General features: G+C 69.6%; 19 protein-coding genes and 3 pseudogenes. 12 read left to right on the top strand and 10 right to left on the bottom strand.

Annotated elements, in window-relative coordinates; all coding sequences use genetic code 11:
* Positions 1-799 precede the first annotated feature (799 nt).
* The 6 genes from AC5DRG_RS00335 (at position 800) to AC5DRG_RS00360 (ending at position 5,461) form a co-directional block, all read left to right on the top strand.
* Positions 800-1,366 carry a bacterial transcriptional activator domain-containing protein gene (locus AC5DRG_RS00335; RefSeq protein ID WP_491813386.1) on the top strand — a complete coding sequence of 189 codons (567 nt, stop codon included), beginning with the start codon at positions 800-802 and terminating at the stop codon, positions 1,364-1,366.
* A 167-nt stretch (positions 1,367-1,533) separates the two neighbouring features.
* Positions 1,534-3,033, top strand: coding sequence for a DUF2637 domain-containing protein (locus AC5DRG_RS00340; protein ID WP_491807254.1), 1,500 nt, complete (start codon positions 1,534-1,536; stop codon positions 3,031-3,033).
* A 375-nt stretch (positions 3,034-3,408) separates the two neighbouring features.
* Positions 3,409-3,750, top strand: coding sequence for a class I SAM-dependent methyltransferase (locus AC5DRG_RS00345; RefSeq protein WP_491807255.1), 342 nt, complete (start codon positions 3,409-3,411; stop codon positions 3,748-3,750).
* On the top strand, positions 3,716-4,021 hold the full coding sequence (locus AC5DRG_RS00350; protein ID WP_491807256.1) for a hypothetical protein: 306 nt from the start codon (positions 3,716-3,718) through the stop codon (positions 4,019-4,021). Before AC5DRG_RS00345 ends, AC5DRG_RS00350 begins: the two co-directional genes overlap by 35 nt.
* A 300-nt stretch (positions 4,022-4,321) precedes the next feature.
* On the top strand, positions 4,322-4,909 hold the full coding sequence (locus tag AC5DRG_RS00355) for an RICIN domain-containing protein (RefSeq protein ID WP_491807258.1): 588 nt from the start codon (positions 4,322-4,324) through the stop codon (positions 4,907-4,909).
* 309 nt (positions 4,910-5,218) lie between these two features.
* Positions 5,219-5,461: a hypothetical protein gene (locus AC5DRG_RS00360; RefSeq protein WP_491807259.1), complete on the top strand. Its 243-nt coding sequence runs from the start codon at positions 5,219-5,221 to the stop codon at positions 5,459-5,461.
* A 102-nt stretch (positions 5,462-5,563) separates the two neighbouring features.
* Here AC5DRG_RS00360 and AC5DRG_RS00365 read toward each other — a convergent pair whose 3' ends face one another.
* The 3 genes and pseudogenes from AC5DRG_RS00365 to fxlM all read right to left on the bottom strand — a co-directional run.
* A complete protein-coding gene (locus AC5DRG_RS00365; RefSeq protein ID WP_491807260.1) occupies positions 5,564-6,295 on the bottom strand; it encodes a class I SAM-dependent methyltransferase in 732 nt (243 codons plus the stop codon).
* On the bottom strand, positions 6,295-7,434 hold the full coding sequence (locus AC5DRG_RS00370; RefSeq protein ID WP_491807262.1) for a hypothetical protein: 1,140 nt from the start codon (positions 7,432-7,434) through the stop codon (positions 6,295-6,297). The genes AC5DRG_RS00365 and AC5DRG_RS00370 overlap by 1 nt, the downstream gene beginning before the upstream one ends.
* Before the next feature lie 91 nt (positions 7,435-7,525).
* Positions 7,526-9,292: pseudogene (gene fxlM / locus AC5DRG_RS00375) on the bottom strand (methyltransferase, FxLD system); the annotation flags it as partial.
* 211 nt (positions 9,293-9,503) lie between these two features.
* Here fxlM and AC5DRG_RS00380 point away from each other — a divergent pair.
* The 4 genes and pseudogenes from AC5DRG_RS00380 (at position 9,504) to AC5DRG_RS00395 (ending at position 11,625) form a co-directional block, all read left to right on the top strand.
* Positions 9,504-9,950: a hypothetical protein gene (locus AC5DRG_RS00380; protein ID WP_491807263.1), complete on the top strand. Its 447-nt coding sequence runs from the start codon at positions 9,504-9,506 to the stop codon at positions 9,948-9,950.
* A gap of 105 nt (positions 9,951-10,055) precedes the next feature.
* Positions 10,056-10,361: pseudogene (locus AC5DRG_RS00385) on the top strand (IS110 family transposase); the annotation flags it as partial.
* Positions 10,362-10,577: 216 nt separating this feature from the next.
* On the top strand, positions 10,578-11,051 hold the full coding sequence (locus tag AC5DRG_RS00390) for a nuclear transport factor 2 family protein (protein ID WP_491807264.1): 474 nt from the start codon (positions 10,578-10,580) through the stop codon (positions 11,049-11,051).
* Positions 11,052-11,076: 25 nt separating this feature from the next.
* Positions 11,077-11,625 (top strand): TetR/AcrR family transcriptional regulator, encoded by a 549-nt coding sequence (locus AC5DRG_RS00395; RefSeq protein WP_491807266.1) that lies wholly within the window; start codon positions 11,077-11,079, stop codon positions 11,623-11,625.
* A gap of 1,059 nt (positions 11,626-12,684) precedes the next feature.
* Here the strand turns inward: AC5DRG_RS00395 and AC5DRG_RS00400 are convergent.
* From AC5DRG_RS00400 to AC5DRG_RS00430, 7 genes are all read right to left on the bottom strand, one after another.
* Complete coding sequence (locus tag AC5DRG_RS00400; protein WP_491807267.1) at positions 12,685-14,247, bottom strand: carboxylesterase/lipase family protein; 1,563 nt, start codon at positions 14,245-14,247, stop codon at positions 12,685-12,687.
* Between the two features lie 157 nt (positions 14,248-14,404).
* Positions 14,405-15,988 (bottom strand): carboxylesterase/lipase family protein, encoded by a 1,584-nt coding sequence (locus AC5DRG_RS00405; RefSeq protein ID WP_491807268.1) that lies wholly within the window; start codon positions 15,986-15,988, stop codon positions 14,405-14,407.
* 119 nt (positions 15,989-16,107) lie between these two features.
* Complete coding sequence (locus AC5DRG_RS00410) at positions 16,108-17,742, bottom strand: carboxylesterase/lipase family protein (protein ID WP_491807269.1); 1,635 nt, start codon at positions 17,740-17,742, stop codon at positions 16,108-16,110.
* Between the two features lie 140 nt (positions 17,743-17,882).
* Positions 17,883-19,382 carry an Ig-like domain repeat protein gene (locus AC5DRG_RS00415; protein WP_491807270.1) on the bottom strand — a complete coding sequence of 500 codons (1,500 nt, stop codon included), beginning with the start codon at positions 19,380-19,382 and terminating at the stop codon, positions 17,883-17,885.
* Positions 19,383-20,191: 809 nt separating this feature from the next.
* Complete coding sequence (locus AC5DRG_RS00420; protein WP_491807271.1) at positions 20,192-20,317, bottom strand: hypothetical protein; 126 nt, start codon at positions 20,315-20,317, stop codon at positions 20,192-20,194.
* A gap of 47 nt (positions 20,318-20,364) precedes the next feature.
* On the bottom strand, positions 20,365-20,562 hold the full coding sequence (locus tag AC5DRG_RS00425) for a hypothetical protein (protein WP_491807272.1): 198 nt from the start codon (positions 20,560-20,562) through the stop codon (positions 20,365-20,367).
* On the bottom strand, positions 20,559-22,067 hold the full coding sequence (locus tag AC5DRG_RS00430; protein WP_491807274.1) for a hypothetical protein: 1,509 nt from the start codon (positions 22,065-22,067) through the stop codon (positions 20,559-20,561). Before AC5DRG_RS00430 ends, AC5DRG_RS00425 begins: the two co-directional genes overlap by 4 nt.
* An 82-nt stretch (positions 22,068-22,149) precedes the next feature.
* Here AC5DRG_RS00430 and AC5DRG_RS00435 point away from each other — a divergent pair, with 82 nt between their 5' ends.
* Together AC5DRG_RS00435 and AC5DRG_RS00440 are read left to right on the top strand one after the other, a co-directional pair.
* Positions 22,150-22,596: a hypothetical protein gene (locus AC5DRG_RS00435; protein WP_491807276.1), complete on the top strand. Its 447-nt coding sequence runs from the start codon at positions 22,150-22,152 to the stop codon at positions 22,594-22,596.
* Between the two features lie 492 nt (positions 22,597-23,088).
* Positions 23,089-24,858, top strand: a pseudogene (locus AC5DRG_RS00440) (phosphatidylglycerol lysyltransferase domain-containing protein); the annotation flags it as partial.
* Positions 24,859-24,970 lie beyond the last annotated feature (112 nt).

The following is a 24,970-nucleotide window of genomic DNA, read 5'->3' on the forward strand; positions in this document are numbered from 1 at the left end:
GTGCGCGGCGGGCCTGGACCCGGACACCGCTTGGGAGTTCGCCGACCTCATCGACAAGGCCGGGACGCTTCCCGTCACCCTCATCGCCCCGGCGAGCACGGCGGCCGCGCACTTCCCGGAAGCGGAGATCCTCAACGCCTCGGTCAGCGACCCGCAGCATCTCGACTCGGCCGGCACCGACATCACGGTGCAGCGCCTGGAGCACGCCGCGTACCTTCAGATCACCACCGCTCTGCAGGTGTCCGCGCAGCCGGCGCACCCGACCGAGGGCCCGTGGCAGGACATCCCGGACGAGCCAGACCTCGTGCAACAGCCCAGGCCAGCGGAATCTGCAGTGCCCGCGCCCGACACGGGCACGCTCCTCTCGCCGACATCGGCAGCGGACGTGAGCGGCACGGTCTTTCCTGCCCTGCTCGCCGCCACCACCGATCCGTCCGGACTGCTTCTCCTGCCCACCACCGTGCCATCGCCGCAAACCGGGGAGGAACACGGGCCGGGCGCCGACGCGCCAGTGGCTTCGGCCACAGAGGTGCCGGAGCAGCAGGCGGCTGACGGCGAGCATGCTTTCGAGGGCGGCCCGGCGCCGGAGGCGGGCGATTGCGAGACGCATGACCTGCATGCCCCGGAGATCCGTGTGCTGGGCCCGGTCGAGGTGGACGCCGTGGACAACACCGGCCACGGCCCGAGGATGGCGCAGCTCGCGGCACTGTTGTTCTTCCGGCCCGGGCGGAGCGCGGATGTCCTGTGCTCCGACATGGATCCCGTCAGCCCCTGGTCGACGAGCACCCTCAACGCACGGATGCAAGGCCTGCGCAGTTCCCTGGGCAGCGATCCCACCGGCAGCCCCTATGTGCCTCGCCGGAAGTCCGGCGAGGACCCCTACCGGCTGGCTCCCGGCGTGCGCTGCGACTGGACCCGCTTCCTGCAGATCGTCGAACGCGCTCTGCCGCTCGGCGCGGACGGCCTGACCGACTTGGAGAAGGCGCTCTCTCTGGTGCGGGGCAAGCCGTTCGCGGGCAAGCCCCTTCCCTGGGCCGAGCCGCATCAGCAGGAAATGATCACGCGCATCGTCGACGTGGTGCATACCGTGGCCACCTACCGCACCGCTGCGGGCGCGCACCACGACCTCAGCGCCGCCCGGCGCGCCATCGTCACCGGACTCGACGTCGACGACAGCGCTGAACTCCTCTACCGGGACTGGATGCGCATCGAGCACGCGGCCGGCAACCGGTCAGGCCTCCACACCGCCCTCACCCGCCTGCAACAGATCAACGCCGCCCTCGACTGCTCACCCGAGCCCGAGAGCGAGCAGCTCATCAACGACCTGCTCGGCATACCCCACTCCCCCCGGGCGCAGCACCGATGACCACGACCCCACCGGCACCGTCCCCCTCATGGCAAGCCCACGCGCCCACGCCGCCCCCTCCCCCGGGGCCCGATCCGGACGACTATCCAACGCAGGCGCATGCCCTCTCGCCGACGCAGCGCACTGCACCGGCCGTCCTCAGCCGTGCCCAACGAGGCCTCATCACCGTGGTCGTCGCCGGTGCGGTGGTCATCGCCGGTTCGTACGCGGCCGTCCGTGAGCTGGCCATCAAGAAGGGCTTCGGGAACTTCTCGTATGTGTTCCCGATCGGCATCGACGCGGGTATCTGTGTCCTGCTGGCCCTGGATCTGCTCCTCACCTGGATCAGGATCCCGTTCCCGCTGCTGCGTCAGACGGCGTGGCTGCTGACGATCGCGACGATCGCGTTCAAGGGCGCGGCGGCCTGGCCGGATCCGCTGGGTGTGGGGATGCACGCGGTGATCCCGATCCTGTTCGTGGTGTCGGTGGAGGCGGCCCGGCATGCGATCGGCCGGATCGCGGACATCACGGCGGACAAGCACATGGAGGGTGTCCGGCTGACGCGCTGGATGCTCTCGCCGATCCCGACGTTCCTGCTGTGGCGGCGGATGAAGCTGTGGGAGCTGCGTTCCTACGAGCAGGTCATCAAGCTGGAGCAGGAGCGCCTGGTCTACCAGGCCCGCCTGCACGCCCGCTTCGGCCGGGCATGGCGCCGCAAGGCCCCGGTGGAGTCCCTGATGCCGCTGCGCCTGGCCCGTTATGGCGTCCCCCTCGCCGAGACGGCCCCGTCGGGCCTGGCGGCGGCAGGCATCGAACCCTCGCCGCAGTCCGACCCAACTCCCCCGGCCAACCCAGCCGCGAACACTCCCGCCACTCACACAGCACAAGCCAGCGCAACACCACCTCAAAGCCCGCAGCACCCCGACCTCGATGCCAACCAGCACCCCGAGCAGCCAGAGCACACTCAACCATCCTGGCCGGACGGAAACCTGTGGTTCGACGACCCGCTGCAAGGGGGCGCCTACGAGGGCGGCTCCGACCCCACGGACGACCAGGAGCAGAACGTCCAGTGGTATGCGGAAGAGCAGCAAGCCGAGCAGCACGAGGAAACGACCGCCAAGCAAACCGGTCCGGAAGAGGCCGTCTTCGGCACCACTGGCCCAGCCCACGCAGCCGCCGAGGGAACACACCCCAGGCGCTCCCCAGACGCCGTGTCCCCTCCGCACCATGCACAGGCGCCACGTTCCGGTCACAACGCGGAGCCCAACCCACCTCTTCCGCACCGCACATCGACGCGTGAGGAAGAGGCGACACTCACTCAGCGCAGCCTCACGCCCGTCGACCGCTACTACCTGGCCTGGCACGACCTCCAACAACAGCGGGAGGCAGAACCAGACGCGAGCCAGCTGTCGGCGCACCTCGCCCGCCAAGGAATCCTGGACCACGAAGGCCAGCCCATCAAAGCCAAAACACTCGCCCGCTACCTCCTCCAGTTCCGGATCTACACCATCTGGGCCCGGCACCGAAACGTCGATGACCAACCAGCCCTCGACCGCGTCACCAAGGAACTCGCGCAGCTCGGCATCACCGCCCAATACAACAGACCCATCCACATGAACGACCTCGACAAACACCGGGATACCTTCGAACGCCGCTGGCAAACGCTGCACCATCAAGGGATGTCCTGACCCGGACAGACACCACGTCTCACGGCCGCCGACGACCGCACCGCCCCTCTGCACCTAGCAGCCTGCGGTGGCAGTACCTGACCCACCTGCCGGCCAAGGACGCTGGCAACGGGGACGCTGCACCGCAGCAGGGCAGTGAGCAACGACGCCCAGCAGCGGGGCCAGCACGTTGAATCTCTTTCTGAAGGGCCCAACCCGGGTTGTCTTCGGCGACAGTTACCCGGTGACGACGTCTGTCGACGGTCAGGTAATTCCCCACGATCTGCATGATCAGCGTCACGTAATTCCCCATCCCTGCGATCACGACTCCCCATGGGGACGGCGGATCGGTCGGTGTGCACTCGGCAGGCCATGACCGGGCTTTACGATGATCCGATGCGCCAGCCCGCCGCAGAGCCGTACTGGAACACCAACGTCGCCCGGCACCCGGGCATCCTCCGGTCTGTTCCCGAGGGGCGTGGCGATGCCCTGGACGTTGGCTGCGGGGACGGGCTGCTGGCACGGAAGCTTGCCGGGCGGGCGAAGCACGTCACCGGGATCGACAAGTCGCCGGAGATGATCGCCTGCGCACGCGAGCTGGCTGCCGGTCACCCGCAACTCACCTTCGTCGAGGGAGACTTCCTCACCGCGGATTCCCGGTGCGGAGTACGACTTCGTCTGCTCGGTGACCACGATCCATCACATGGACTTCGAGGCAGCCCTCGTTCGCATGCGTGAACTGCTGCGGCCTGGCGGCACGCTGGTGGTGGTCGGTCCGGCCCGCGAGGCGAGCATGATGGAATGGGCGGCGTTGATCGCGTCCGCCCCAATCGTGCGGATCACGAAGGTGCTGCGTCGCGCGCGTGGTCCGCAGGGCATGCCGGTCACCTACCCGCAGATGAGCTACGGGCAGGTGCGGGCTGCTGCCAGACGGCTACTGCCCGGCGTGCGCTACCGCCGACGTGTGCTGCGCCGGTACTCGCTGACCTGGGAGAAACCCGCCCGCTGATCCGGCATCGCTGGCGGTTTTCCCCATTCTGGGCGGTTCTCCAGGACCGCCCTGCGCGACGCGGGGCTCACCATCCCCGGCCACCTACTCGCCACCCTGACCGCCGAACAACTCACCAACCGCCAGATCGCCACCGTCCCCGACAGCCGATCGGACGGACCGGACAACGACACAACGATTCGCGACCAGAATCCCTGCACTTAACCGCTCATCGGCCGCAAGAGCCGAACAGCCACTCGCACTTGGTACGCTCTCAACGCGGCGCCACACAAGGTGAGTTCGGGAACGGAGAACATGAGCATGGCTGGCATCGAGGGGCAGGACACAGGACAGGCGGACGACGCACAAGCCTCCACCCGGACCTCGTTCCCGGGGCTTTTCTCGCGCCGCTCGTGGGCCGGCGTACTCGCTCTGTTGCTGTCGCTGGGGTTCACATTCATGAACGCCCCTTCCGCGTCCGCCCTGTTGAGCGGCGACATCATCAAGACGGATCTCCTGCGCAACTGGGCAACAGGACTCTGCCTCGACAGCAACAGCAACGGCGCCGTCTACACAAATCCCTGCCAGCAGGGCAACGCCTACCAGACCTGGAGTGTGGTGTACCACGCTCACATCGACTATGACATCGTCCGGTTCAGGAACCAGGCGACCGGACTCTGCCTGTTCTGGGGCAACCTGGACGGCGCGCGGTACCCCTACACCAGCAGCTGCACCCCGGGGGCGGCCGCGTGGAACCTCAATACGTGGCTGGGGGTCGGGACGAGCTGGGACCAAGTCCAGCTCGTGAACCGTACTGAGGGCATGTGTCTGGACAGCAACAGCGCCGGAAACGCCTACATGCTCGGCTGCAACGGCGGCGGATACCAGAAGTGGAAGGTCGGCTTCTGAGCCAGCCTTCACCCGAGTACGGGAGGCCGGTTGCGGCCTCCCGTACCGACAAGGCAGTTCGAGTTACCCGGTGACTGTACGCAGGCGCTCAGGCAGGAAGCCAGAGGATCACCATCACAGTCACGTCCCAGTGAGGCGTTGCCCGTCGGGGCCGACGTGCAACCGCACGCGGTCGGCCGACGGGCGCCCGTCCGACTGCAACAGTGTGAACGCGCTCGGCAATTCGGTCCCACAGGCACGCCGTGCCGCCCTGCCGGACCATCCCACCGTCCGCCGGCTTGGAAGACGACCGCCCACGCTTCGGCGTCCATGTCGATCACGACATGCTCCGTCCGGCCGTCCCGTTCGATGGTGAGCCGCTGCGCGGGGCGCCGCGAACTGCGCGATGAACCGGGCCGTCCAGTCGTCGAGCGCATCCGCGCCCAGTTCCGCGGGCACCGCGTCGCCCTCGCTGAGGTTCGCCAGGATGCCCAGCGGGGGCGGAAGGTGGGGACGGGCCAGCATGAACGGGACCTGCCCGCCGAGAAGGCCGCCAGACCGCCGGTCAAGTAACCGCCATCGGCGCCCGGGGCTGGGGAATTACGTGAACTCGGCCCTGGGGAAATACATGAACGTCCACACCGTCGAGCCCGACGTCCAGGGTACCGAGGTTGTTCAGGCGCGGTGGGCCTGGATGAGCTGGTCGACGACCGGGTCGCCGGCTTGACGGTGGAGAAGGTCGATCGCCTCGACGGTGAAGCCGTGGTCGGTGAGCACGTCCTCCCACAGCTGGGGAGAAAGCACCCACAGCTGCACGTCCTGCGGCTCAAGGCCCTTCAGTTGAACCTTCAGCTGTCGCGGTTCGACGCTGCTGGAGGGCGGCTGGTGATGAAGGTCGGTGTGCAGGACGGAGAAGACGAGCCGTCCGCCGGGGCACAGCCCGCGGTGCAGGGCGGGCAGGCTGTGGTGTGGGTGGAGGTAGCCGAGGCCGTGGACCGAATACACCAGGTCGTATGGCTCGCACCGGTGCAGGTGGTCGACGGCGTCCCCGAGCAGGAAGCGGACCCCGGGAACATCGGCGTACTGGAGGAGGGCACGCTGGTGCTGAGTGGGCGCGATGTCGATGGCGTCGACATGGGCGTGGTGGTCGCGGGCGAGGTGGGCGGCGTAGTGGCCGCCGCCGCAGCCGAAGTCGAGCAGCCGCTTGCCGCGGATGTCGCGGAGTACACCGGTGCCCGGCCCGGCGTCGCCCGGTGTGCCCCAGTGAATCTGGTCGGGATCCGGAGTCCGGAATCCCCTGTCCAGCTGGAACCGTCCGTAGATCGTCCACGCCTGACGATTCATGAACTCCGGGGAATTGCAGCCGGTGCACGATCCCGGATCGTCCGAGCTGGGGAGCTTCGGCATCAACCCACCTCCCGGGGTTGGAACATGCGGACCCTTGACGTCGCGCTAGTCAGTGAGGAGTTGAGCATGGTCTCGCTCCATTCCAGAGCGGTGGACAGGTCGCGATACGCCTCTTCCGGCAATGCTCCGGCGTCGAGTGCACAGGCCCGAACCAAGCCCTTGCAGTCTTGTACCTGGCTACCTGTGGCGAGCGCGAGGAACAGAGGGTGCGCCAGGACCTCGCGGGCCGCATACCCGTTGCGGGCTTCGGTGGTTCGTCGGACCAGGTCATCGACGAGGAGGCCGGTCGCAGGTTGATCGGCAGAGTCGACCGCGTCGAGGACTGTCAGGCCGAGCCGGATGTCGAAAACGGTCAGCCCCGGCTTGGCATCGTGGCTCAGGTAAGCGTTCACGAGGGTAGCGAGACAGGCGTTGGTATCCTGCCGTGCTTCTTGGCGGCACAGTGCGGTCAGGCAGTTGGTGACTTCCTGCTCCCACGGGTCACCCGGCGCTGTCCCGGTGATTAGGTCCGCAACCCGCTTGGTGTCACCAGCGGTGAGGGCCGCGACGACGGCGACTTGGCGTCCGTCCAGCATCCGTGTACCGATGCCCCGATGCTCTTCGATGTGAGCCAGGGCCTCACGCCAGCGGCCCGTGGTGGTGAGGGTGCGTGTGCCGTCGGCGAGCAGGACGCGCCACAGCCACGCCCGTACTTCCTGCCGGTCCTCGTTGGTGCGGGTGAGGTCGGCAAGCACGGTGATGCCTTCGAAGACAACGCTGTCTCCGGTACCGACGGCTTCGTACAGGTCCAGGAGCCGTCGACGGCCGTCGTCGGTGTTGCCGGCGCGGATCTGTAAGCGAGCAAGGTTGACCAGGGGTTCCAAACCCCGGATGGTGCTTGCTGCGGATAGGGGGCACGCCCGCAGGTAGGCGTTGGCGTGGCGGTGGCACATCGACCGGGCGAGGTCGGCAAGGCCGAGGTCGGAGGCGAGGAGCGCGGACTGGTTGAAGACGGTGGAGGCCAGTCCTTGTTCGCGCTGTTGTGCTGCCCTGCGGGCCAGGTCAACCAGTGCTTGTACGCGCTGGGGCAGCGGCAGGCAGGCGGGCCGGAATCGGGCAACGAGCGGGAAACGCCTTGCTATCGGGCCGTGCGGGTCCATGGGTCCCCCTGGGGGTGACGGTGTTGGTCGGGACCGGTGGAGCCCGTGGGCAACGCCTTCGGGCTCCACCCCCTTCACGTCCGGGCTGGCGTTACCGCCAGTCGACGATGATGCGGTTCAGCGGGGTGTCGAGGGAGAAGAGGCCGGGCTGCTGCTCGATCGCGGGTGCGTCGAGACGCTGGATGCCGAAGGAGGCTTCGCGCCCCCGGTAGTTGCGGTCCCAGATGCGGATCGCCTCGGCGACCTTCGCGGCCAGTTCGTCGCCGCCGGGCCCATGCCCGATGACGCCGAACTCCCAGAGCTTGCCGCCCTCGGGGGTCTTCTTCTTGGACAGGCGGCGGGCGAGGTAGGTGACGGCACCCTTGTCGACGACCGCGGTGGAGGACGGGTAGGGGTCTTCGGTTAGCAGCGTGCCCTTGGCGTCCTGCGGGAACAGCATCCGGATCAGACCACTGGGCAAGGAGCAGGAGACGAACAGCTCCATCCACTCCGGCGACTCCATGGCGCGGACCGTCATGCCGGTCCACTCCTCGGTGCGCGGCTGCTCCAGCACACCGGCTAGGGCGTCGGCGTCGATGGGCTGCCCGGCGGGGGCCTGCAGCCGTACGGCGCCGTCCCTGCTGAGCGGGATGACGCGGCGGTCGTCATCGGCGATGCCGCGTCGCAGCGGCATGAAGGTGTTCATCTTGCTGCCGATGCTCGTCCAGCGGCCGTCGCGCTGCTCGTAGGCGATGGAGCGGGACACACTGCCCTTAAGACGCTGGGGAACGACGAGCCGTCCGCCGGGCGCGAGTTGGTCGAGCCAGGCGTGGGGGACGCCGTGCGCGCCGACGGTGGCGATGATCCGGTCGTACGGGGCGCCCTGGGCATGGCCGACGGCTCCATCTCGGGTCATGGCCTCCACGTTGGAGAAGCCGGCCGCGTCGAGGTGTGCGCGGGCTCCTTCCACGAGGTCGTCGTCGACGTCGATCGTGGTTACGTGTCCGGCATTGCCGACCAGTTGGGCGAGCAGGGCGGCGTTGTAGCCGGTGCCGGCGCCGAGTTCGAGGATGCGTTCGCCGGGCTGGGCTTCCAGCTGGTCCAGCATGAGGGCGACGATTCCGGGCTGGGAGGCGCAGGAGATTGACGTGCCGGTGGTGTCGTATTTGATGTTGACCGGCACGTTGGCGTACGCGTCTTCGAGCGAGGCGTCGGGCACGAACAGGTGTCGGGGCACGGTGCGCAGAGCGGCCTCGACGGCGGGCGTGCGGGCGTACCCGGATGCGCGGATCTGGTCGACGAGGGCATTGCGGAGTCGTTCGGCCTTGGCCCCGGGGGTGGCGATCGTGTCGGTGTTCACCGCCTTGAAGCTAGTGGTTTCCTGCGTGCCTTTGGAGGGCGACGCGGTGTTGTCACTCGATCCCATTACTGCCTCTCGTGCGGTGTTGAACAGGGCGCTTTGGTAGTCCGGGCGGAGACCTGCGCGATTGGAGTGGAAGATCACGTGGTGGGCGATGACTGCTCGCAGTCCCCGTACCAGCCCGCCCCCGGTGGCAAGGTGGGCGAGCGTCGTACCGGCCTGCTCGAAGGCGGCCACCCACTCGGCGTGCCCGTCGAGCGGGCCGTCCGTTCGGCAGAGGCTGCGAGCGTCGACGGTCATCAACGTGCGCATGGCCGGTATCAGGGCGGCGGCCCGCTCCGGGGTGAGGGCTGCGGTCGCCGGTCGCAGCAAGGCGGCTTTCGCCCACACGTCGCCTTGCTCGAACCAGTCCAGATGGGCGGCCCGCATCAGGGAGCTGAAGAGGAGGACGGCGCTCTCCCGGCGCCCCCGTCGCCCGGGGCCGGGTTGATAGGTGAGCAGGTGCCGACTGTCCTCATGGAGCGGTGTGCATCGTGAAGTCGCAAGTCACGGGTCCGGTGTGAATGGCGAGTTGGGTACTCGTGCCGGTCGGTGGCCGATGGCCATGGTGTAGAGCATCGGGCAGGTCCGGTTCCCACGGGATGCCGGGTTCGGCTGCGCCCACGACCGGCTCCCGCCTACGATCCGTCAGCAGGTCGGCACGCCGTGAGAACGCGGGAGGGCGCGGGGGATGCAAGAGAGGCAGTGGATGACCGCCCGCCGGAGCGAACTGGACGCCCTCGCCGAGGAGTTGACCAAGCAGCTTCAGGAGGTCCAGGTCGAGCGGGACGAACTGGCGATCGCGGAGCGGGTGTTGAACCGCCTGGCCGAGCAGGTCCAGGCCGACGCCCAGGCTGTCGCTCCGGCAGCGGCGCAGGTGGCCGGGCGGGCAGTCCTGCTCATCCCGCACCGCAGCGACGCGGCCGACGAGGGCGCGCCACCCGGCGACTACCGCAAGATCCTGGCGATCGTGCGGGAGGCCGACGGTCCGGTGCAGGTCAGGGCGGTCGGCGAGCGGCTGGGTCTGAACGCTTCGGTGCGCGGCAAGCTGGAGCTGCTGCGAGCGAAGATGACTAAGCTCGCCGATCGCGGCTGGCTGCACAAACGCCCCGACGAGAAGTTCACCGCACGCTCGTAGCCACGCCGTCGGCGGGTGCCTTAAAGACCGTAACCGGCGGGTCCCCGGCGGCAGTTGAGTTTGGTGTGAAGAAAAACAACCCTCTCGCCGGGGGCCCTGACGGCCTCCTCGCCCATCACCCGCGCCTCCGGCAAGAAGTCGAGCATCACGCGGCGGTGGGTGAAGAACGACCGACTCAACCACGCCGACTACCTCTGGGCCTTCGCCGCTCCGAACGGATCACCCGGGGCCAAGGCCCACTACCGTCGGCGCCGCGACGAACACGGAGACTGGCACGCGGCCGCTCTGCGGAACCTGGTCAATCGAATGCTTGGACAGCTCTATCACTGTCTTAAGCGGCGCAAGTTGTTCGACGAACGCACCGCTTTCCCACCGAACTCGCCACCGCCGCTTGACGCGTTGGCAACGTGAGGTGTCTGGCGCGTACTCGGCAAGGTACGCACCGACCCGAAGTGGGCGACCGCCCTGGTGAGGGCTCTGCTGGTCCTGACGAACCGCGAAGTCTCCCGGTGACCGACGCCATCCTCTGCGTGATCGGGATCCCCTGGCGTCACCGCCTGCTCGACTACCCGCACAACGGCTCACGGCGTGGTAGGTTATAGGTCGACCACTAACGTAGGAGTGAAAATGACAGTCCAGGAAGACGGCGCCGCCCACCGCACCCCCGCCCAGCACGCCGTGGCCGAGCACCTGCGCCTTACCGCCTCCGGACGCACCGACGAATGGGTCGAGCTGTTCGCCCCGGACGCGGTGCTCGAGTTCCCGTACGCGCTGGCCGGCGTGCCCCGGCAGGTGAAGGGGCATGACGCACTGCTCGCGCACATGAGCAACTTCCCCGAGACCTTCGACGTCGAGTTCGTCGACCTGGCGTTCCACGAGACGGTCGACCCGAACCTGGCGATCGCCGAATTCCGCTCGACGGGCACGGCGCTGCCAACCGGCAAGCCGTACGAGCAGGAGTGCATCTCCGTCGTCCGGACCGACGAGGAAGGGCTCATCACCCACTACCTGGACTACTGGAACCCGCTGCTGGCGATCGAGGCACTCACGCCCGACGACGTGCCGTCCGACTCCGACCTCAGCGTGACGTTTGGAGGCTGAGGGGAGCCGTGTTTGACTGACGCCCATGCCTGCCGCCGGTACCAGCACGAAGAGCGATGAACGACGTCGGGCCATCGTGGCCGCCGCGGTCGAGTGCTTCGCGCAAAAGGGTTTCTACGGTACGACGACGCACGAGATCGCCGACTGGGTCGGCGTCTCTCAGCCGTATCTGTATCGCCTGTACCCGAACAAGGAAGCACTGTTCGCGGCAGTGGTCGACCACGTGTCCGTCGTGATGACCGACACGCTGGTCGCTCACTCGCCGGCGTCGGATGGGACCGGGCATGCGCCCGAGGCGGCACTGGATGCCGCACGCGGCGCCTACGCCGCGCTCGTCGCGGACCGGAACATCCTGCGTTTCCTTATGCACGCGAACTGTGCCGTCGGCGAGCCGCTGGTGGAGCAGGCCGTGCGCCGGTGCTACGCCAAGCAGGTTGACACCGTTCGGCGGTTGCTGGGCGACGATGAGGCCGTGCGGCGCTGGTTCGGCGCCGGAATGCTCGACAACGTGGTCGCCGTGCTGGGTCTGGCCGACATCGATGAGCCGTGGGCGCACGTCCTCACCGCTCGATGACCCGACACCGGCAGTTCGGCAACGACGGCCCCGATTCTTCCTCGTAGGCCAGCTCGGCCGGTAGGACTCGGCTTCTTCGCCCCGCCGGCGGGCAGGCTTCGTGCGGGTCAGCCTCCTCCCGGGCGGGCGTCGGGGCGACGGCCGCGGCGGCCTCCGCCGCGGCCCGGTCCTGCTCGGCCAGCCGGTTCAGGACCCGGCGATCACGAGTTCCTCCCTCTCGGCCGGGACCACCTGCAGCTGCTTGGCCAACTGCGCAGCGAGCGTGTCCAGTTCACTCCGCGAGCCGTGGTCTGCTCCAGCTCCCGCATCCCCACCCTCCCACGCTCTCCCGGCCCAGCCCGGCCCAGGATCGTAAGAGCGGCACCGCGGTCGGCGCAGCACAAACCGAGGACGGCTCCGAACGACATGTCAGACGATCTTCGCCGTGGACACCGGCCGACGACCAGCGCGAGTAGCTCTCCCGATCCTCGCACCAGATCCGTGACCAGCAACTTCACGATGCACACCACTCACTGGGAGGCACTGGCGTACCACGAATCCCACAGGTCGCCTGATCCCACATACGTCCCACAAAACGACTGGCAATACGTCAGGAACTGGGAAAAGAGCAGGTCAGACCGGGTGGGCCATAGAAGGCCCACCCGACGCAGCGAAGTCCATGCACTGGACGCGGCCAATCGCGAACAACTCCCTCGGCGGCCCGCGCCGACGCCGTACCGCCGAAGCTGCACCCGCGTGATGTGTAGAGACCGGACCGCGATCACTTCGGGCCGTGACCCTGGGCCAAATCAAACCAGCCCCGCTTGAGAACTTGCGTACCAGAGGCGGCAAGATCGGCACGGGTTCTGGGCCGATCTTGCCGCCTCGAATCATGGGCACTCTGGCCGGTCTGGCCACCGTGTACCTGACCTTCGGCGGTGTCCGATTACCTGGTGGCCGACTCCGATCCCGGAAATGCCGAGAAGGCCAAGACCGCCTGCGGTGCGGACGGAGGACGGGACTGCCGCGATGGATGCCGGTCGGCGGAGGCGGCGTATGGACGGATCAGGCCGGAAACCGTCAGGACAGCGAGGTCCAGAAGGAACACTGGTGCCTCGCGGCCATGTCGTCGACCAGCCGCGGGCCACCGGTATCGAAGGCTATCTGGCGAGGCTTCGCCGCGTTGTAGCGCGGGACCTCAGGCAGCCCGTCGGGGGCGGGGGCCCCGGTCCGGGCGAACTCGGCCCAGTAGGCGATCATGTCGTACGAGAGCCTTCGCTGCTGTGCTGTGAGGGGCGTCATGGCGTTCGCCCCCCAGAGATAGGGCAGTTCGGCCGAGTGCTGCGTCGCGAGTGAGAACGACGACGGCACCAGCTCGTACGGGCGCAGCGGGGCGGTCTCGTCGCGGAATTCGTAGACGTACGCCGGCACGGTCCGGGTCAGATCCGCCGCCATGGGCAGCTGGGCGGTGCACACCCGCGGCCCGTCCGTACGCACGTGCGCGAGGGCCGCGCCCGGTGACTCATAGGCCGACGCCGGGTAGCGGGCAAGGACCCGGCCGGCGTCCGCCCCGAACTCCTCCCGCACCGCGGCGGCGTAGACGGCTTCGGTGACCGGCTGGTCGACGAGGTCGTTCTGCTCGTAGACGAAGGCCCGGTCCTCGTGCGAGGTGCCACCCAACAGGACCGGCACCCGGTTGAAGTCCCCGGAGCGGAAGGCGTCCCGCGGCAGCACCGGCAGCACGCCCTTCTGGGTCACCCGGCCCCACGAGCCGCCCTCCTGCTGGGCGTCGACGATCTCGGCGGGCGTCCTGCCGCGCAGGCACGTCACCACCTGCGCGGCCTGCGGCGCGTCGCAGCCCAGCGCCTTCACGAACGTCGTGTTGGTGCGCTGGGCCGCCTCGCGGTTCGTCGCGCCGCAGGTACTGCTCTGGATGACCGCACGGCTGAACAGCCCGGCCGCCCTCGGGGACGCCAGCAGGGCACACACCCCCGAGCCCCCGGCGGACTGGCCGGCGATCATGACCCGGGAGGGGTCACCGCCGAAGCGGGCGATGTTGGCCTTGACCCAGCGCAGAGCCGCGACCTGGTCCAGCAGGCCGTAGTTGCCGGAGCTGTCCGCGCCGTCCACGGCGTCCAGTTGAGGCAGGGTGAGGAAGCCCAGGGCGCCGAGGCGGTAGTTGACGGTGACGACGACCACGTCGCCCTTGTCGACCATGGCGACAGGCTCGAAGTCGCGGCCCGCGCCGTTGACGGACCCGCCGCCGTGGAACCAGACGGCGACCGGGCGAGCGGCTCCGCCGCTCGCCTCCCGCGGCGTCCACACGTTCAGGGTGAGGCAGTCCTCATCAGTGCTGGCCGCCGCCGGGCGCCACGCCACGGCGGTCTGCACGCAGTCGGCGCCGGGCTCGGACGCACCGCGCACGCCCCGCCAGTCCTCGGCCGGCCGCGGGGGACGCCAGCGCAGGTCACCGACGGGGGCAGCCGCGTAGGGGATGTCATGAAAAGCCCGGTGTCCGTTGCCGGCCACGCCTTGGACCGCGCCGTTCCCGGTCTTGACCACCAGCGGTGCGGCCTTGTCGGCCGGCGCGTCGGCCGCCTGCGGCGACGCGGGGAGAAGTGTGCCGGAACCCAGTGCCAGCACGGCCGCCAGAGCGGCGGCGCAGGCGGGCGCGAGCCACCCCGCGCAACGTCCTCGCCGTATGCGTCCCGATGGCTTGGGTGTTCGCATCATCGTGTCCTCTCGCTGGGATGGGCAGCGCCCCACGGACGGGGCGCTGCCGGGAGGTAATGCCGTTGAGTCAGCTCAGCCAGAAGTCGCAGTGGTGGTCGGCCGCGTAGCTGGTGATGACGGCGCTGGCGCCACCGGCGCGCAGTTGCATCACGCGCTCGGTGTCGTCGAAGCGGGGCCAGGCCGGCTGTCCCTTGGCATTCGGGGCGCCGCTGCGCGCGAAGGCGCCCCAGTAGCGCATCATCTGGTCGGACAGCCTCTCCTGCTCCTTGGTCAGCGGACGCTCGCCCAAGGTGAAGTCGAAGAGGTAGGCGAGCTCCGCGCTGTGCGCGTTGGACATGTCCTCGCCGGGGATGCGGAAGCCGTACAGGGTCGGCGAGGTCGGGTCGTTGAACTCGTAGCGGTACACCCGGGACCACGAGGCCGCGACGGTACGGCTGGTGTGCAGACTGGAGCAGGCACGTGAGGCGTCGGTCTGGACCTGGGTGATCGCGTCCCACGGGCTCTTGAACGCACTGAGCGGGTACAGCCGCAGCACCTCGTCGGCGCGCTCCCCGTACAGCCTGCGTACCTCGGCCTGGTAACCCTCGGCGGTGATCCCGGTGTACGCGAAGGTGAGGCGGTTCTCCGAGCGGGTGTTGCCGGTGAGCAACGGCACCTTGTTCCAGGTGCCGTCGGCGAAGGCCTGGGCGAAGGACTTGGGCAGCAGGCCGCCACCGGCTTTGGATGCTCCGAGGTAGTCGGCCCGGTGGGCGACGAGCGTGCCCGGCCACGCCTTGCGCAGGCACGCGGTCACGGCGTCCGGGTCGGTGCAGCCGACGGCCTTCGCGAACCCCACGCCGCTCTGCTCGCCGGCCGCGAGCGTCGTCCGGCTCGCCAGACAGACCGAGCTCTGCACGATCGCCCGGTGGAACAAACCGCGCGCGGACGGCATGGCCAACAGGTCACAGACGCCACCGCCGCCCGCGGACTGCCCATAGATGGTGACGTTGCCGGGGTCGCCGCCGAAGGCCGCGATGTTGCGCCGGACCCATTCCAGGGAGGCGCGCTGGTCCATGCGCCCGTAGTTGCCCGAGCCCTCGGAGGTTTCGGCGCTGAGTGCCGGGTGGGCGAGGAATCCGAGCGCGCCCAGGCGGTAGTTGACCGAGACGACGATGGTGCCGGTCTTCGCGGCCATGGTGCTGCCGCCGTAGATCACGCCGGTGCCCTGGGTGTGGGCACCACCGTGGAACCAGACCATCACCGGCAGCCTCGCGTTCTTCGCCGTTCGGGCGGGCCGGTGGACATCGAGGTAGAGGCAGTCCTCGCTGACAGCCTGTTCCTCGCGGATGCCGGTGGGTTCGAACTGGATACAGACCGGGGACTGGCGTTCGGCGGCGCGCACCCCGCTCCAGTCGTCGGGGCGGGCCGGCGGTGCGAGCCGCAGGTCGCGCAGGGGCGGTTGGGCGTAGGGGATGCCGAGGAACTGGTCGGCTCGGGTGGCGGCCACGCCGCGCAGCGGGCCATTGTCGGTACGGACCACGGGGGCGGAGCGGCCGCGTGCGTCACTGTCGGCGGTGCTGGTCGCGGTGGTGGCGCCGAGGGCCGTGGCGGGGAGGATCAGGACCACGGTCCAGGCGGCGAGCCGTCCTCTCAGGGCATGTCTTCTGAGCACTCGTTCCTCCTCAGGGCCGGCCGCGCACGTGCGGGTGCACACGCGCGGCCGGCGAAGGCGGGGCTGGAGCGGGCGACCCGGGCCGGGGCCGCCGCGCGGAACGGGGGGTGCGGGGTGCCTCAGGGCGCGGGGCTGATGGTGTCCCACAGGGAGCAGTTGTGTTCCCCGTCGATCTGCGCGTGGCTCACCCGCTGGGCACTGGGCGCCCGGAACTGCAGGAGCGTGCCCTGGGCGGTGTACTTCGGCCAGGCGGGCGCCAGTTTGACGCCGGGGTCACCGTCCTTCGTGAAGCTGCCCCAGTAGCTGATCATCTGGTTGGACAGCGCGACCTGTTCGGCGCTGAACGGCAGCGCGGTGCCGAGGTAGTCCCACAGGTAGCCGAGGTCGTTCACGTGGGTGGCGCCGAACGGGTAGTCGGTGTCCAGGCGCCAGATGGAAGTGAAGGCGGGGCCGTCCTTCTCCGCGAACTCATAGGCGTACGAGGTGGTGTCCGCGGCCAGGCGCTCACGCAGCGTCTGGTCACGGCAGGCGCGCTGGTCGCTCTGGATCGCGCCCCAGGCCACTGTCGGGGACCAGTAGTCGTCGACCGGGTAGGCGGCGCGGATCCGGTCCGCGCCGGACGGGTAGTTCTGCTCGACCAGCGCGTCGACCTGCGCGGCGGTCAGCGGGTTGCCGCGGTAGTCGTACTGGCCGAAGACGCTTTGCTGCGACTCGTCGGAGGTGCCGCCGACGAGGACCGGCAGCTTGGTGAGCTTTCCTGCTTTCAGCAGGGCCAGCGGATCCTCGGGCAGCGCGGCCGTGCCGTAGACCGAGGCGTTCTGCGCGACCTTCTGCTGGGCGGCGAGGATCTGGGCCGGGCTCTTCGTGCGCAGGCACGACGACTGTCCGGTGCCGACGGGGCAGTTGAGTTCGGCGGCGAACCGGTCGCCGCTCTCCGCGGCCTCCGCGGTGGACCGGGCGGGCGAGTTGCAGCCGCCGCTCTGCAGGATCGCGCGGTCGAACAGGCCGCGTGCGCCCGGCGCGGCGAGCTGGGTGCAGGTGTTGCGGGCGCCCGCGGACTGCCCGGCGAGCGTGACGTTGTCCGGGTTCCCACCGAAGGCGCGGATGTTCTTCTGCACCCAGCGCAGGGCCGCCTGCTGGTCGAGGAGTCCGAAGTTGCCGGCGGCTCCGTCCTTGTTCTCGGCGTTCAGCCCATCGGTGTAGAGCCAACCCATGGCGCCGAGACGGTAGTTGATGGTGACGTACACGACGTCCTGGCGGGTGACGAACTTGTCGGGGTTGGTGTCCCGGCCGGCCCCGCCGGTGTTCCCGCCGCCGTGGTTCCACACGAAGACCGGGAGGTTCTTCTTCGTGCTGTTCGAGGGCCGGTAGACGTTGAGGTACAGACAGTCCTCGTTCAAAGTGGGCTTGTCGTAGCCCGGGTCCCAGCCCGCGCCCTGGGTGCACGATCCGCCGAACTCGGTGGCGTTGCGCACTCCGCTCCACTTCGCAGCCGGTCGCGGAGCCTTCCAGCGCAGTGCGCCCGTCGGCGGCTCGGCGTACGGGATCCCCTTGTACGAGGTCACCAGCGCGTCGGCCTGGCCGCGCAGCTTCCCGAGGTCGGTGCTGACGACCGGGTGCTTGCCCGGGTACCCGCTCGCGGGGGCGCTGTCCGGGGACGCGCTCCCGGACAGCGCCGTGGCCGTCAGAGCGGTCGTCGCTGCGACCGCGGCCGACACCCCCGCCACCAGAAGCGTTCTCAGCTTGGATCTCATGGTGGTTCGTGCCTCCTCTTACTGCGCGTTGCACCGGGCCCGGAGCGGGGCCGGTCTGTACGGCAACGGAACGTGGGCGTGCGGTGCCGCGCCGCCTTCGATGCAGCGCGTCGGCGCGTGCGCCGGGGAGTCGCGGTGGCTCAGGAGTCAGCGGTGCTGGACCCTGCGTAGAAGCGGTCCCCGTCGTAGCGGGCCTCGTACGTGACGGGGCCGGGCGGCAGCGCAGACGCGGGGACGATCAGCGTGGCCGTGCCGTGGTGGAGTGCGCGGGGCGCCCCGTAGGGGGTGCCGTTCACGAGGAACCGCACCCGGCCGGTGGGCTCGGCGGGCTGGTCCGTGGCCGGTGCGACGCGGGCCCGCAGTACGACGCCGACCGCGGTGGGGCGGGCATGCAGCTCGGTGGTCGTGGTGCGGAAGGCGACCCGGGTGAGGTAGTCGCGCAGCGCGCCGCGCCAGAAGTGCCAGTTGTGCCCTCCGTTGACCGCGTACGAGGTGAACGGCACGCCCGCCTGGGTCAGTCCGGCCATTTCGTCCTGGGCGAAGGGGGCGATGGGGTCCTGAGTGCCGACGGCTATGTGCAGCCCGATCAGCTCCTTGAGCGCGGGGTTGTCGTAGACCGGATCGCCCGGGGGCCGGATCCCGCTGTTGCAGCAGGACCAGATGCCGACGTAGCCGAGCCGCGCGGTGTGGTTGAACAGCAGCTCGTTGCCGCGTGCGCCCCCGGCGGAGAGTCCCGCGTATCCCTGGCCGCGCGGCTCTGCCGCCACGTTGTAGTGGGCTTCCATGTACGGGATCACGGAATCCAGCACGTCGGTGGCGTAGCCGGGTGTGCCGCCGGAGATTCCGCCCGCCCTGGTGTTCGCGATGACCAGGGGCTGGATTCTCTTCTCCCGGATCAGGTTGTCGACGATTTGGGCCATCGCACCCTGGGTCGACCAGTCGATCTCATTGCCGCCACCCCCGTGGTTGAGCACGAGCAGCGGGTAGCGGGTGGCGCGGTCCGGGTCGTAGCCGGGCGGGGTGTAGACGACCAGGTCGTGGCTGCCGGGCGGGCTGGTGGACAGCGGCGAGGGGTAGGTGACGTTGGTCAGCGTCCCGCGGTGGCCGCGCGGAGCCGGAGCCTGCCAGGAATAGTCCTCGGTGCCGAACCTCGGGTCCGAGGGCACGTAGACCTGGCTGGTCGGCTCGATCGAACCGCTCTTGTTCCAGGGCGGGTTGGCCGGATCGGCCATGGGCGTGCAGCCGGCCAGGGCGGGCGCGGTGGCGTCGCAGTTCCGGTAGAGCTGGTAGGTAAAGACCCCCGACGGCAGCGGCGTGGTAAACGACCACACACCACTCTTCTCGTTCTTCACCAGGTCCGCCACCGGCCAGTTCGCGCCGGTCGCGCTGGGGTGGGCGAGCGGAAAGTCGCCGGGCCGCCACTGGCTCGGCAGCCGTCCGGCGGAGGTCGTGGGGCTGGAGTCGGACGCGGCGGAGAAGAACCACTCGCCCTTGATCCGCATCCGGGTCGCCTCCGGGTCGCGTATCCGGAAGGTGACCTCATAGCCGGTGGGGGCGGTACCGGTGTGAACGACCTGCGGCGAGGCGAGGCTCGTCGGCCGGCGGTCGTCCTGCGGCAGGGCCGAGGCCGGCTGGGCCATCGCCACGGCGGCCGTGGCCAGAGCGGCCGCCGCGCGTCTGACGCCGGGTCGTACGCGCTTTGGCCTTCGACTTCGACGGTGGACAGTCAGGCCGGGGGTGCCGGGGAGACAGCGGCGAGGAGCACGAATGCCGAGGCAGAGCCGCCGCATTCGTCCGATCAGTGTTCGGTGGCGGCTCGGGCCCCCGTGGACGTCGTGCTGCGATGAGGTCATGGGCCAGCCCTCCCAAGGGCGGACTGCCACGCAGTACGACGGACTGCGGGCTCCGTCGCCCGCGCGGCATGTGGACCGGGTCCCGCAACCCGAACAGAACATGAACCAAGCGCGCATGATTCTGCGGTCAACCGTTGGAGAGTCTTAGGCAAGCGGAAGGAGGAGGGCAAGGCTCCTGCAGCGGTGGGGAGTTGTTACCAACGGGTTCGTTCAACACCCGAAGCCTCACGCGATGCGAGCCCCGCCCCAGGCGTCGCGACCGGGTACGACGGCACTGCGATACCGGGAGTGCCTCCCTCGATCACCCGGTTGGCCATGGACTTCTGCCGTCTCCGTCGATCGATGGGGGCTTTGACAGTGTCCGGAGTGTACCCAATTGACCGCCCCAACCTCCTTGCCGCCATAGCGGGATGAAACACTCACCATCGAGGCGTAACCATCAGAATGCGCAGGCATTGGTTGCAGAGGATGCAGGTAGAAAACCACCGCCGTCCGCAGTCACGCGCACGCCGCCACCCGGGACCACCTGGCGGTGCCCCTGACCGATCACCTCAGAGACGCGCTCGATGGCCATGGAGTGGCCCGCGCTGACCTCTTCACAGCACGGAGACGTCGGTTCGCCGTCGGTCCGGCTTGAAGGGCAGTGCGGTCACCGTCGCCCTGATCTCCCGCTGTGCGGTTCCCGGCCTGCCCCACAGCACCACCACTTCGGTACCGGGCACCGCATGGGCCTGGTCGATCACACACAAAGAGATGGTCGACCGCAGGTTCACGCTGAGCGTCCGACGACGGCTGGCACCGGCAGCCAACCGCGGTCGGCGGCGGCCAACTCCCGCGTCCCGGTGTCGATGACCGTCCAGTGCCGGGCCGCGAGCACGGCCGCGACGAGCAGGACGAGCAGCGTGGCCGCGGTGTGCCAGGAGGCCCGTCTTCCCGAGATGACGGGTGCGCCGGACGGTGTGGTCATCGGCGTCCGCTCTTTGACGCGGCGGGAGCGACATGGGCGAACGTGCCGTTGTCCATCCGGTGCGGATGCCAGCCTCGGGCGTAGGAGGGGGGCCGTCCCGTACGGGTCGTCAGCACGGCCGCCGGCTCCCGCCGCGCCGCCCGGGCGATGGCCGCCTTGGTGGTGTTGGCGTTGGGGCCGCTGGTCGCGACGGAGGAGCACCCAGCGTAGAAGGCGATCGGGACCGCCTCGTGCCCGGTGAGCAGGCACGGCGGGCGTACGCCGAGCCGGTGCAGTTCGTCGGCGACCCGGGCCCAGCCCTGGTGGGCGTCCGTGGTGCGCTCCACGGTGTGCCGCAACACCGCGTACTGCACCGCCAGATGCCCGGTGAGCCCCACCGCCACGAGGGTGACGGCCAGGGGGCGCCATCTCCGGCCCGTGGCGGTGAACAACCAGACGAGTGCGTCGGCGACCGGGATGGCCAGCAGCGCGTAGGCGGGCAGCAGGAAGCGGGGCGCGGCGTACCCGATCAGGAACAGGTACGGGAGCGCCGCCGTCACCGCGCAGGCCAGGGGCAGCAGTGTGGCCGCCGTGCGCCGGGCCCTCATCGCCGCCACGAGCCCGACGAGCGCGAGCACCGGCAGGGCGAACCACCAGGCGAGCAGCGGCTCGGCCGGCATCGACCCGGTGCAGGGGCGGCACAGCGTGCGCCCGGCCAGGCTGCGCAACTGGTCGTCGACGGCGTTGTCGAAGCCCAGGCCGCCCTGGATCCGGGAGCCCTCGGCCAGCCGGGCGCCCAGGCCGCCGTAACGGAGGTACGCCTCGATCACCCACTCGCCAGCCCCGGCCACCAGCCCCGCCACCAGAGCGAACAGCAGCCGCCATTGCCGCCACCGGCGCACGGCGACCAACGCCACGAGCAGCGGCAGACTCACCCAGACGGCGTCCGGGGGCCGCATCCACGCCATCAGCGCCGCGCTCGCCGCCAGCCCCCACACCGCACCGCGCCGGCTGCGATCGGACTGGGCGCGCAGGAAGCAGCCGACGCCCGCGAGCGCGCCGATCGCCACCCAGTAGTTGGGCATCGTCTGCGGACCGTAGAACACGGTCACCCACAGGCTCGCGAACAGGGCGCCCGCCAGTGCCAGCACCCGTACGGGAAACAGGCCCCGCCAAGCTCGGAGGGCAACGAGCAGAGCGAGCCCGGAGAGCAGTGCCAGACAGACCCGCAGCAGCGGCGTGGACGACGACCACGAGACGATCGGGGCGACCAGCAGGGAGATGCCGCGGGCACGCGGCGCGCTGAAGAACGCCGCCGGAGCATGCCCGCTGACCTGGCTGACGTACACCGCCTCGTCCCAGCCCAGCCCCATCCCGGGCCGCACCACGACCAGTTGGACCAGGGTGAACGCGCCCGCCACCGCCGCCGGCCACCACTCGCCGCTCCGGTCCCACCACGTGCCCGCGCTCAGCGGCGGCTTACGGCGGGCGGCACGGTCGAACGTCGTGTTCAGGGTCCTGGTCATCACTCGCCCTTCACACCCTACAAGATGTAGGGTTTCATTACACTACAGACTGTAGGACCAGTGGCGAATGCCAGGGACGAACATGGTCAAACTAACGCGCGGTCCGCAGGAGTGCAGGGCGGAGGTCGACGAGGTCCGGTCTCGCGACGGACAGATCCTGCTGCGCCTGTTCCTGGTCGGAGCGACGGCCGAGAAGGCCGTCCTCGTCCTCAAGGCCCGCGGCGGAAGCCACGCCGAGATGCGCCTGCCCGCCGACGACTACGGCGGCCGGTTCCAGGTACGGATCCCGCTGCAAGCTCTGGCCACCGCCTGCACCGCCCGGGAATGGGTCTGGGACCTGTACCTCGACTGCCACGGCGCGGACATGGGAGAGGAGCCGCTGCGGGTGGGCAGGCACTGGGACGACATCGCCGGCCGGCAGAAGTCCTTCGTGCATCCGGTGCAGCGCGCCGCCGGGGTGCGGGTGGAGCCGTACTTCACGGTCAAGGACAACCTGTCGATCGTGTGCGCGCGGGAGCAGGCCGGGTGAGGATCCGTTTCCTGCTGCTCAACGCCTACGGGATCGGCGATCGCGAGCAGGGGAAGACGCTGTTCGCCGACTCGGTGAGGGTCAGGCGGCAGTGACCGCAAGCAGGAGTGAGCAGCAGGGTGCCCGTGAGCTGGAGAGTGAAGTCCTCGCCGCTTAGTGGGCGGCGGACCGGGCGCTGACCGCGGCCGGGATCCAGGCCGAGCTCGGCTGCGATCTCGCGCACAGCACCGTGTACGTCATCCTCCGGCACCTCTGTGAACAGGGTCTGCTCACGTCCGCCTCCGACACCGGCGGCGCCTACCAGCCTCTGAAGGACGCCGCCGACACCCCGTCCCCGGATGCGCCAGCTCCCCCGCCCGTGCCCCGCCCTCGCCGACGCCCCCGGGGCATTCGCGCCACAAGCCCACCCGTCCGCCAGTCCCCGTCCGCGCCGGTACCCTCGGCCCGTCCCCAAGGTGATCCCTCACGGTGCCCGCACACCAGCCAGCCCTGATCCCCCAGCAGCGAACCCCGCTCCCGCACCCCGCCCCCGCACGGACTGGACGGCCGCACCCCCTCTCGCGGCTCCGGCCACGGGCAGCCGCGGCCACGGTCTGGTACCCGCGGCTGATCGCCCCGCTCAACATCGCGGCGGTCGTCTCGCTGCCGTTCCGTGAAGAGGTCCTCGAGCACAACGCGGGCGAAAAATTCTTCACCCCCTATCTGGCCACCGCCGGCCTGGTCTCGGCGGCGCTGGTCCCTGTTCCTCGCCGTGGTGATGCGGCGCCGCAAACGGGCCGCGTGGATCTTCAACATGCTGCTCGCGGGCCCCTTGTTCACCCTGTACGCCCTCGCGCTGCCCCAGGCCCCCTACCGTCAGCACGCCTTCAACTGGCTCTCCGCCCTGCTCACCGGCCTGTTCGTGGCCGCGCTGCTGCTCGGCCGCACGCAGTTCCAGGCCGTCGGGGACCGCTCCAACCCGAAGCCGGCCATGGCCGTGGGAGCCGCCGGCATCCTGGTCAGCGGCACCATCGGCACCCTCCTCGTCGGCGCCAGCAACCGGCTGCCCGGAGCCTCCCTGCACGACCTCATCGCCTACACCTTGCTGCACGGCATCAGCGTCGGCCCGTTCGCCGACCGCGTCGACGCCGTGCACGCGCCCCGCTGGGTGGACGTCACGATCAACATACTGATCGCCGCGACCTTCCTCCTCGTCCTGTACGCCTGCTTCCGCGCCCCGCGCGGTCGCGAACTGCTCGGCGAACGGGATGAGAAGCGGCTGCGCGAACTGCTGGCCAGGCACGGCGCACGCGATTCCCTCGGATACTTCGCGCTACGGCGCGACAAGTCCGTCGTCTTCTCCTCCAGCGGCAAGGCCGCCGTCACCTACCGGGTGATCGGCGGCGTCAGTCTTGCCTCCGGCGACCCGATCGGCGACCCCGAGGCATGGCCCGGCGCCATCGACGCGTGGTTGGACGAGGCCCGCCGCCACGCGTGGACGCCGACCGTTATGGGCGCGAGCGAGGAGGCCGGTGTCATCTGCGCCCGGCACGGCCTGGACGCCCTGGAGCTGGGCGACGAGGCCATCGTGGACCTGGCCGACTTCACCCTCGACGGGCGCGCCATGCGGGGCGTACGGCAGGCCCACAACCGCGTCGGCCGCGCCGGGTACACCGTGCACATCCGCCGCCACGCAGACATCCCCGACGACGACATGACCACCCTGATCGACAAGGCCGGCCACTGGCGGGACGGCGCGACCGAACGCGGCTTCTCCATGGCGCTGGGACGGCTCGGCGACCCAGGCGACGGCCGCTGCCTGATGCTGGAGTGCCGCGACAGCGAGGGTGAGCCCCGCGCCCTGCTGAGCTTCGTCTCCTGGGGCGAGCACGGGGCTGTCGCTGGACCTGCTGCGCCACGACCGCGCCTGCGAGAACGGCCTGATGGAGTTCATGGTCGTCGAACTCCTCCTGCACGCGGCCGAGTTCGGGGTACGGCGGGGTCTCGCTGAACTTCGCCATGTTCCGCGCCGTCTTCGAACGCGGCTCCCGTCTGGGCGCAGGCCCCGTCCTGCGGTTGTGGTGTTCGGTGCTGACCTTCTTTTCCCGCTGGTGGCAGATCGAATCCCTCTACCGCGCCAACGCCAAGTACCGCCCCGTGCGGGAACCCCGCTTCCTCCTCTTCGAGAAGACCAGCGACCTCCCCCGCATCGGCATCGCCGGCGCCCGAGCCGAGGGCTTCCTCACCCCACCGAGCCTGCCCGCGCTCTTCCGCCGTCGACGCGCTCCGCATCTCGCGGAGCAGGCCAACTGCTCTACCTCTGATCTTGGCCAGTGCTCCGGCGTTTACGCCGGGGGTGAAGGCCATCTCGAAATAGGTGTGACCCGCACCGAAG

It is taken from the genome of Streptomyces sp. JLBG701, assembly GCF_058544905.1.

What these genes read in the sequence shown, in the direction of transcription:
- AC5DRG_RS00335 (WP_491813386.1), top strand. Translation starts at nt 800, where the DNA reads ATGCAAGGCCTGCGCAGTTCCCTGGGCAGCGATCCCACCGGCAGCCCC.
- AC5DRG_RS00345 (WP_491807255.1), top strand. Translation starts at nt 3,409, where the DNA reads ATGCGCCAGCCCGCCGCAGAGCCGTACTGGAACACCAACGTCGCCCGG.
- AC5DRG_RS00350 (WP_491807256.1), top strand. Translation starts at nt 3,716, where the DNA reads ATGGACTTCGAGGCAGCCCTCGTTCGCATGCGTGAACTGCTGCGGCCT.
- AC5DRG_RS00355 (WP_491807258.1), top strand. Translation starts at nt 4,322, where the DNA reads ATGGCTGGCATCGAGGGGCAGGACACAGGACAGGCGGACGACGCACAA.
- AC5DRG_RS00360 (WP_491807259.1), top strand. Translation starts at nt 5,219, where the DNA reads ATGTCGATCACGACATGCTCCGTCCGGCCGTCCCGTTCGATGGTGAGC.
- AC5DRG_RS00365 (WP_491807260.1), bottom strand. Translation starts at nt 6,295, where the DNA reads ATGCCGAAGCTCCCCAGCTCGGACGATCCGGGATCGTGCACCGGCTGC.
- AC5DRG_RS00370 (WP_491807262.1), bottom strand. Translation starts at nt 7,434, where the DNA reads ATGGACCCGCACGGCCCGATAGCAAGGCGTTTCCCGCTCGTTGCCCGA.
- AC5DRG_RS00380 (WP_491807263.1), top strand. Translation starts at nt 9,504, where the DNA reads ATGCAAGAGAGGCAGTGGATGACCGCCCGCCGGAGCGAACTGGACGCC.
- AC5DRG_RS00390 (WP_491807264.1), top strand. Translation starts at nt 10,578, where the DNA reads ATGACAGTCCAGGAAGACGGCGCCGCCCACCGCACCCCCGCCCAGCAC.
- AC5DRG_RS00395 (WP_491807266.1), top strand. Translation starts at nt 11,077, where the DNA reads ATGCCTGCCGCCGGTACCAGCACGAAGAGCGATGAACGACGTCGGGCC.
- AC5DRG_RS00410 (WP_491807269.1), bottom strand. Translation starts at nt 17,742, where the DNA reads ATGAGATCCAAGCTGAGAACGCTTCTGGTGGCGGGGGTGTCGGCCGCG.
- AC5DRG_RS00415 (WP_491807270.1), bottom strand. Translation starts at nt 19,382, where the DNA reads ATGGCCCAGCCGGCCTCGGCCCTGCCGCAGGACGACCGCCGGCCGACG.
- AC5DRG_RS00425 (WP_491807272.1), bottom strand. Translation starts at nt 20,562, where the DNA reads ATGACCACACCGTCCGGCGCACCCGTCATCTCGGGAAGACGGGCCTCC.
- AC5DRG_RS00430 (WP_491807274.1), bottom strand. Translation starts at nt 22,067, where the DNA reads ATGACCAGGACCCTGAACACGACGTTCGACCGTGCCGCCCGCCGTAAG.
- AC5DRG_RS00435 (WP_491807276.1), top strand. Translation starts at nt 22,150, where the DNA reads ATGGTCAAACTAACGCGCGGTCCGCAGGAGTGCAGGGCGGAGGTCGAC.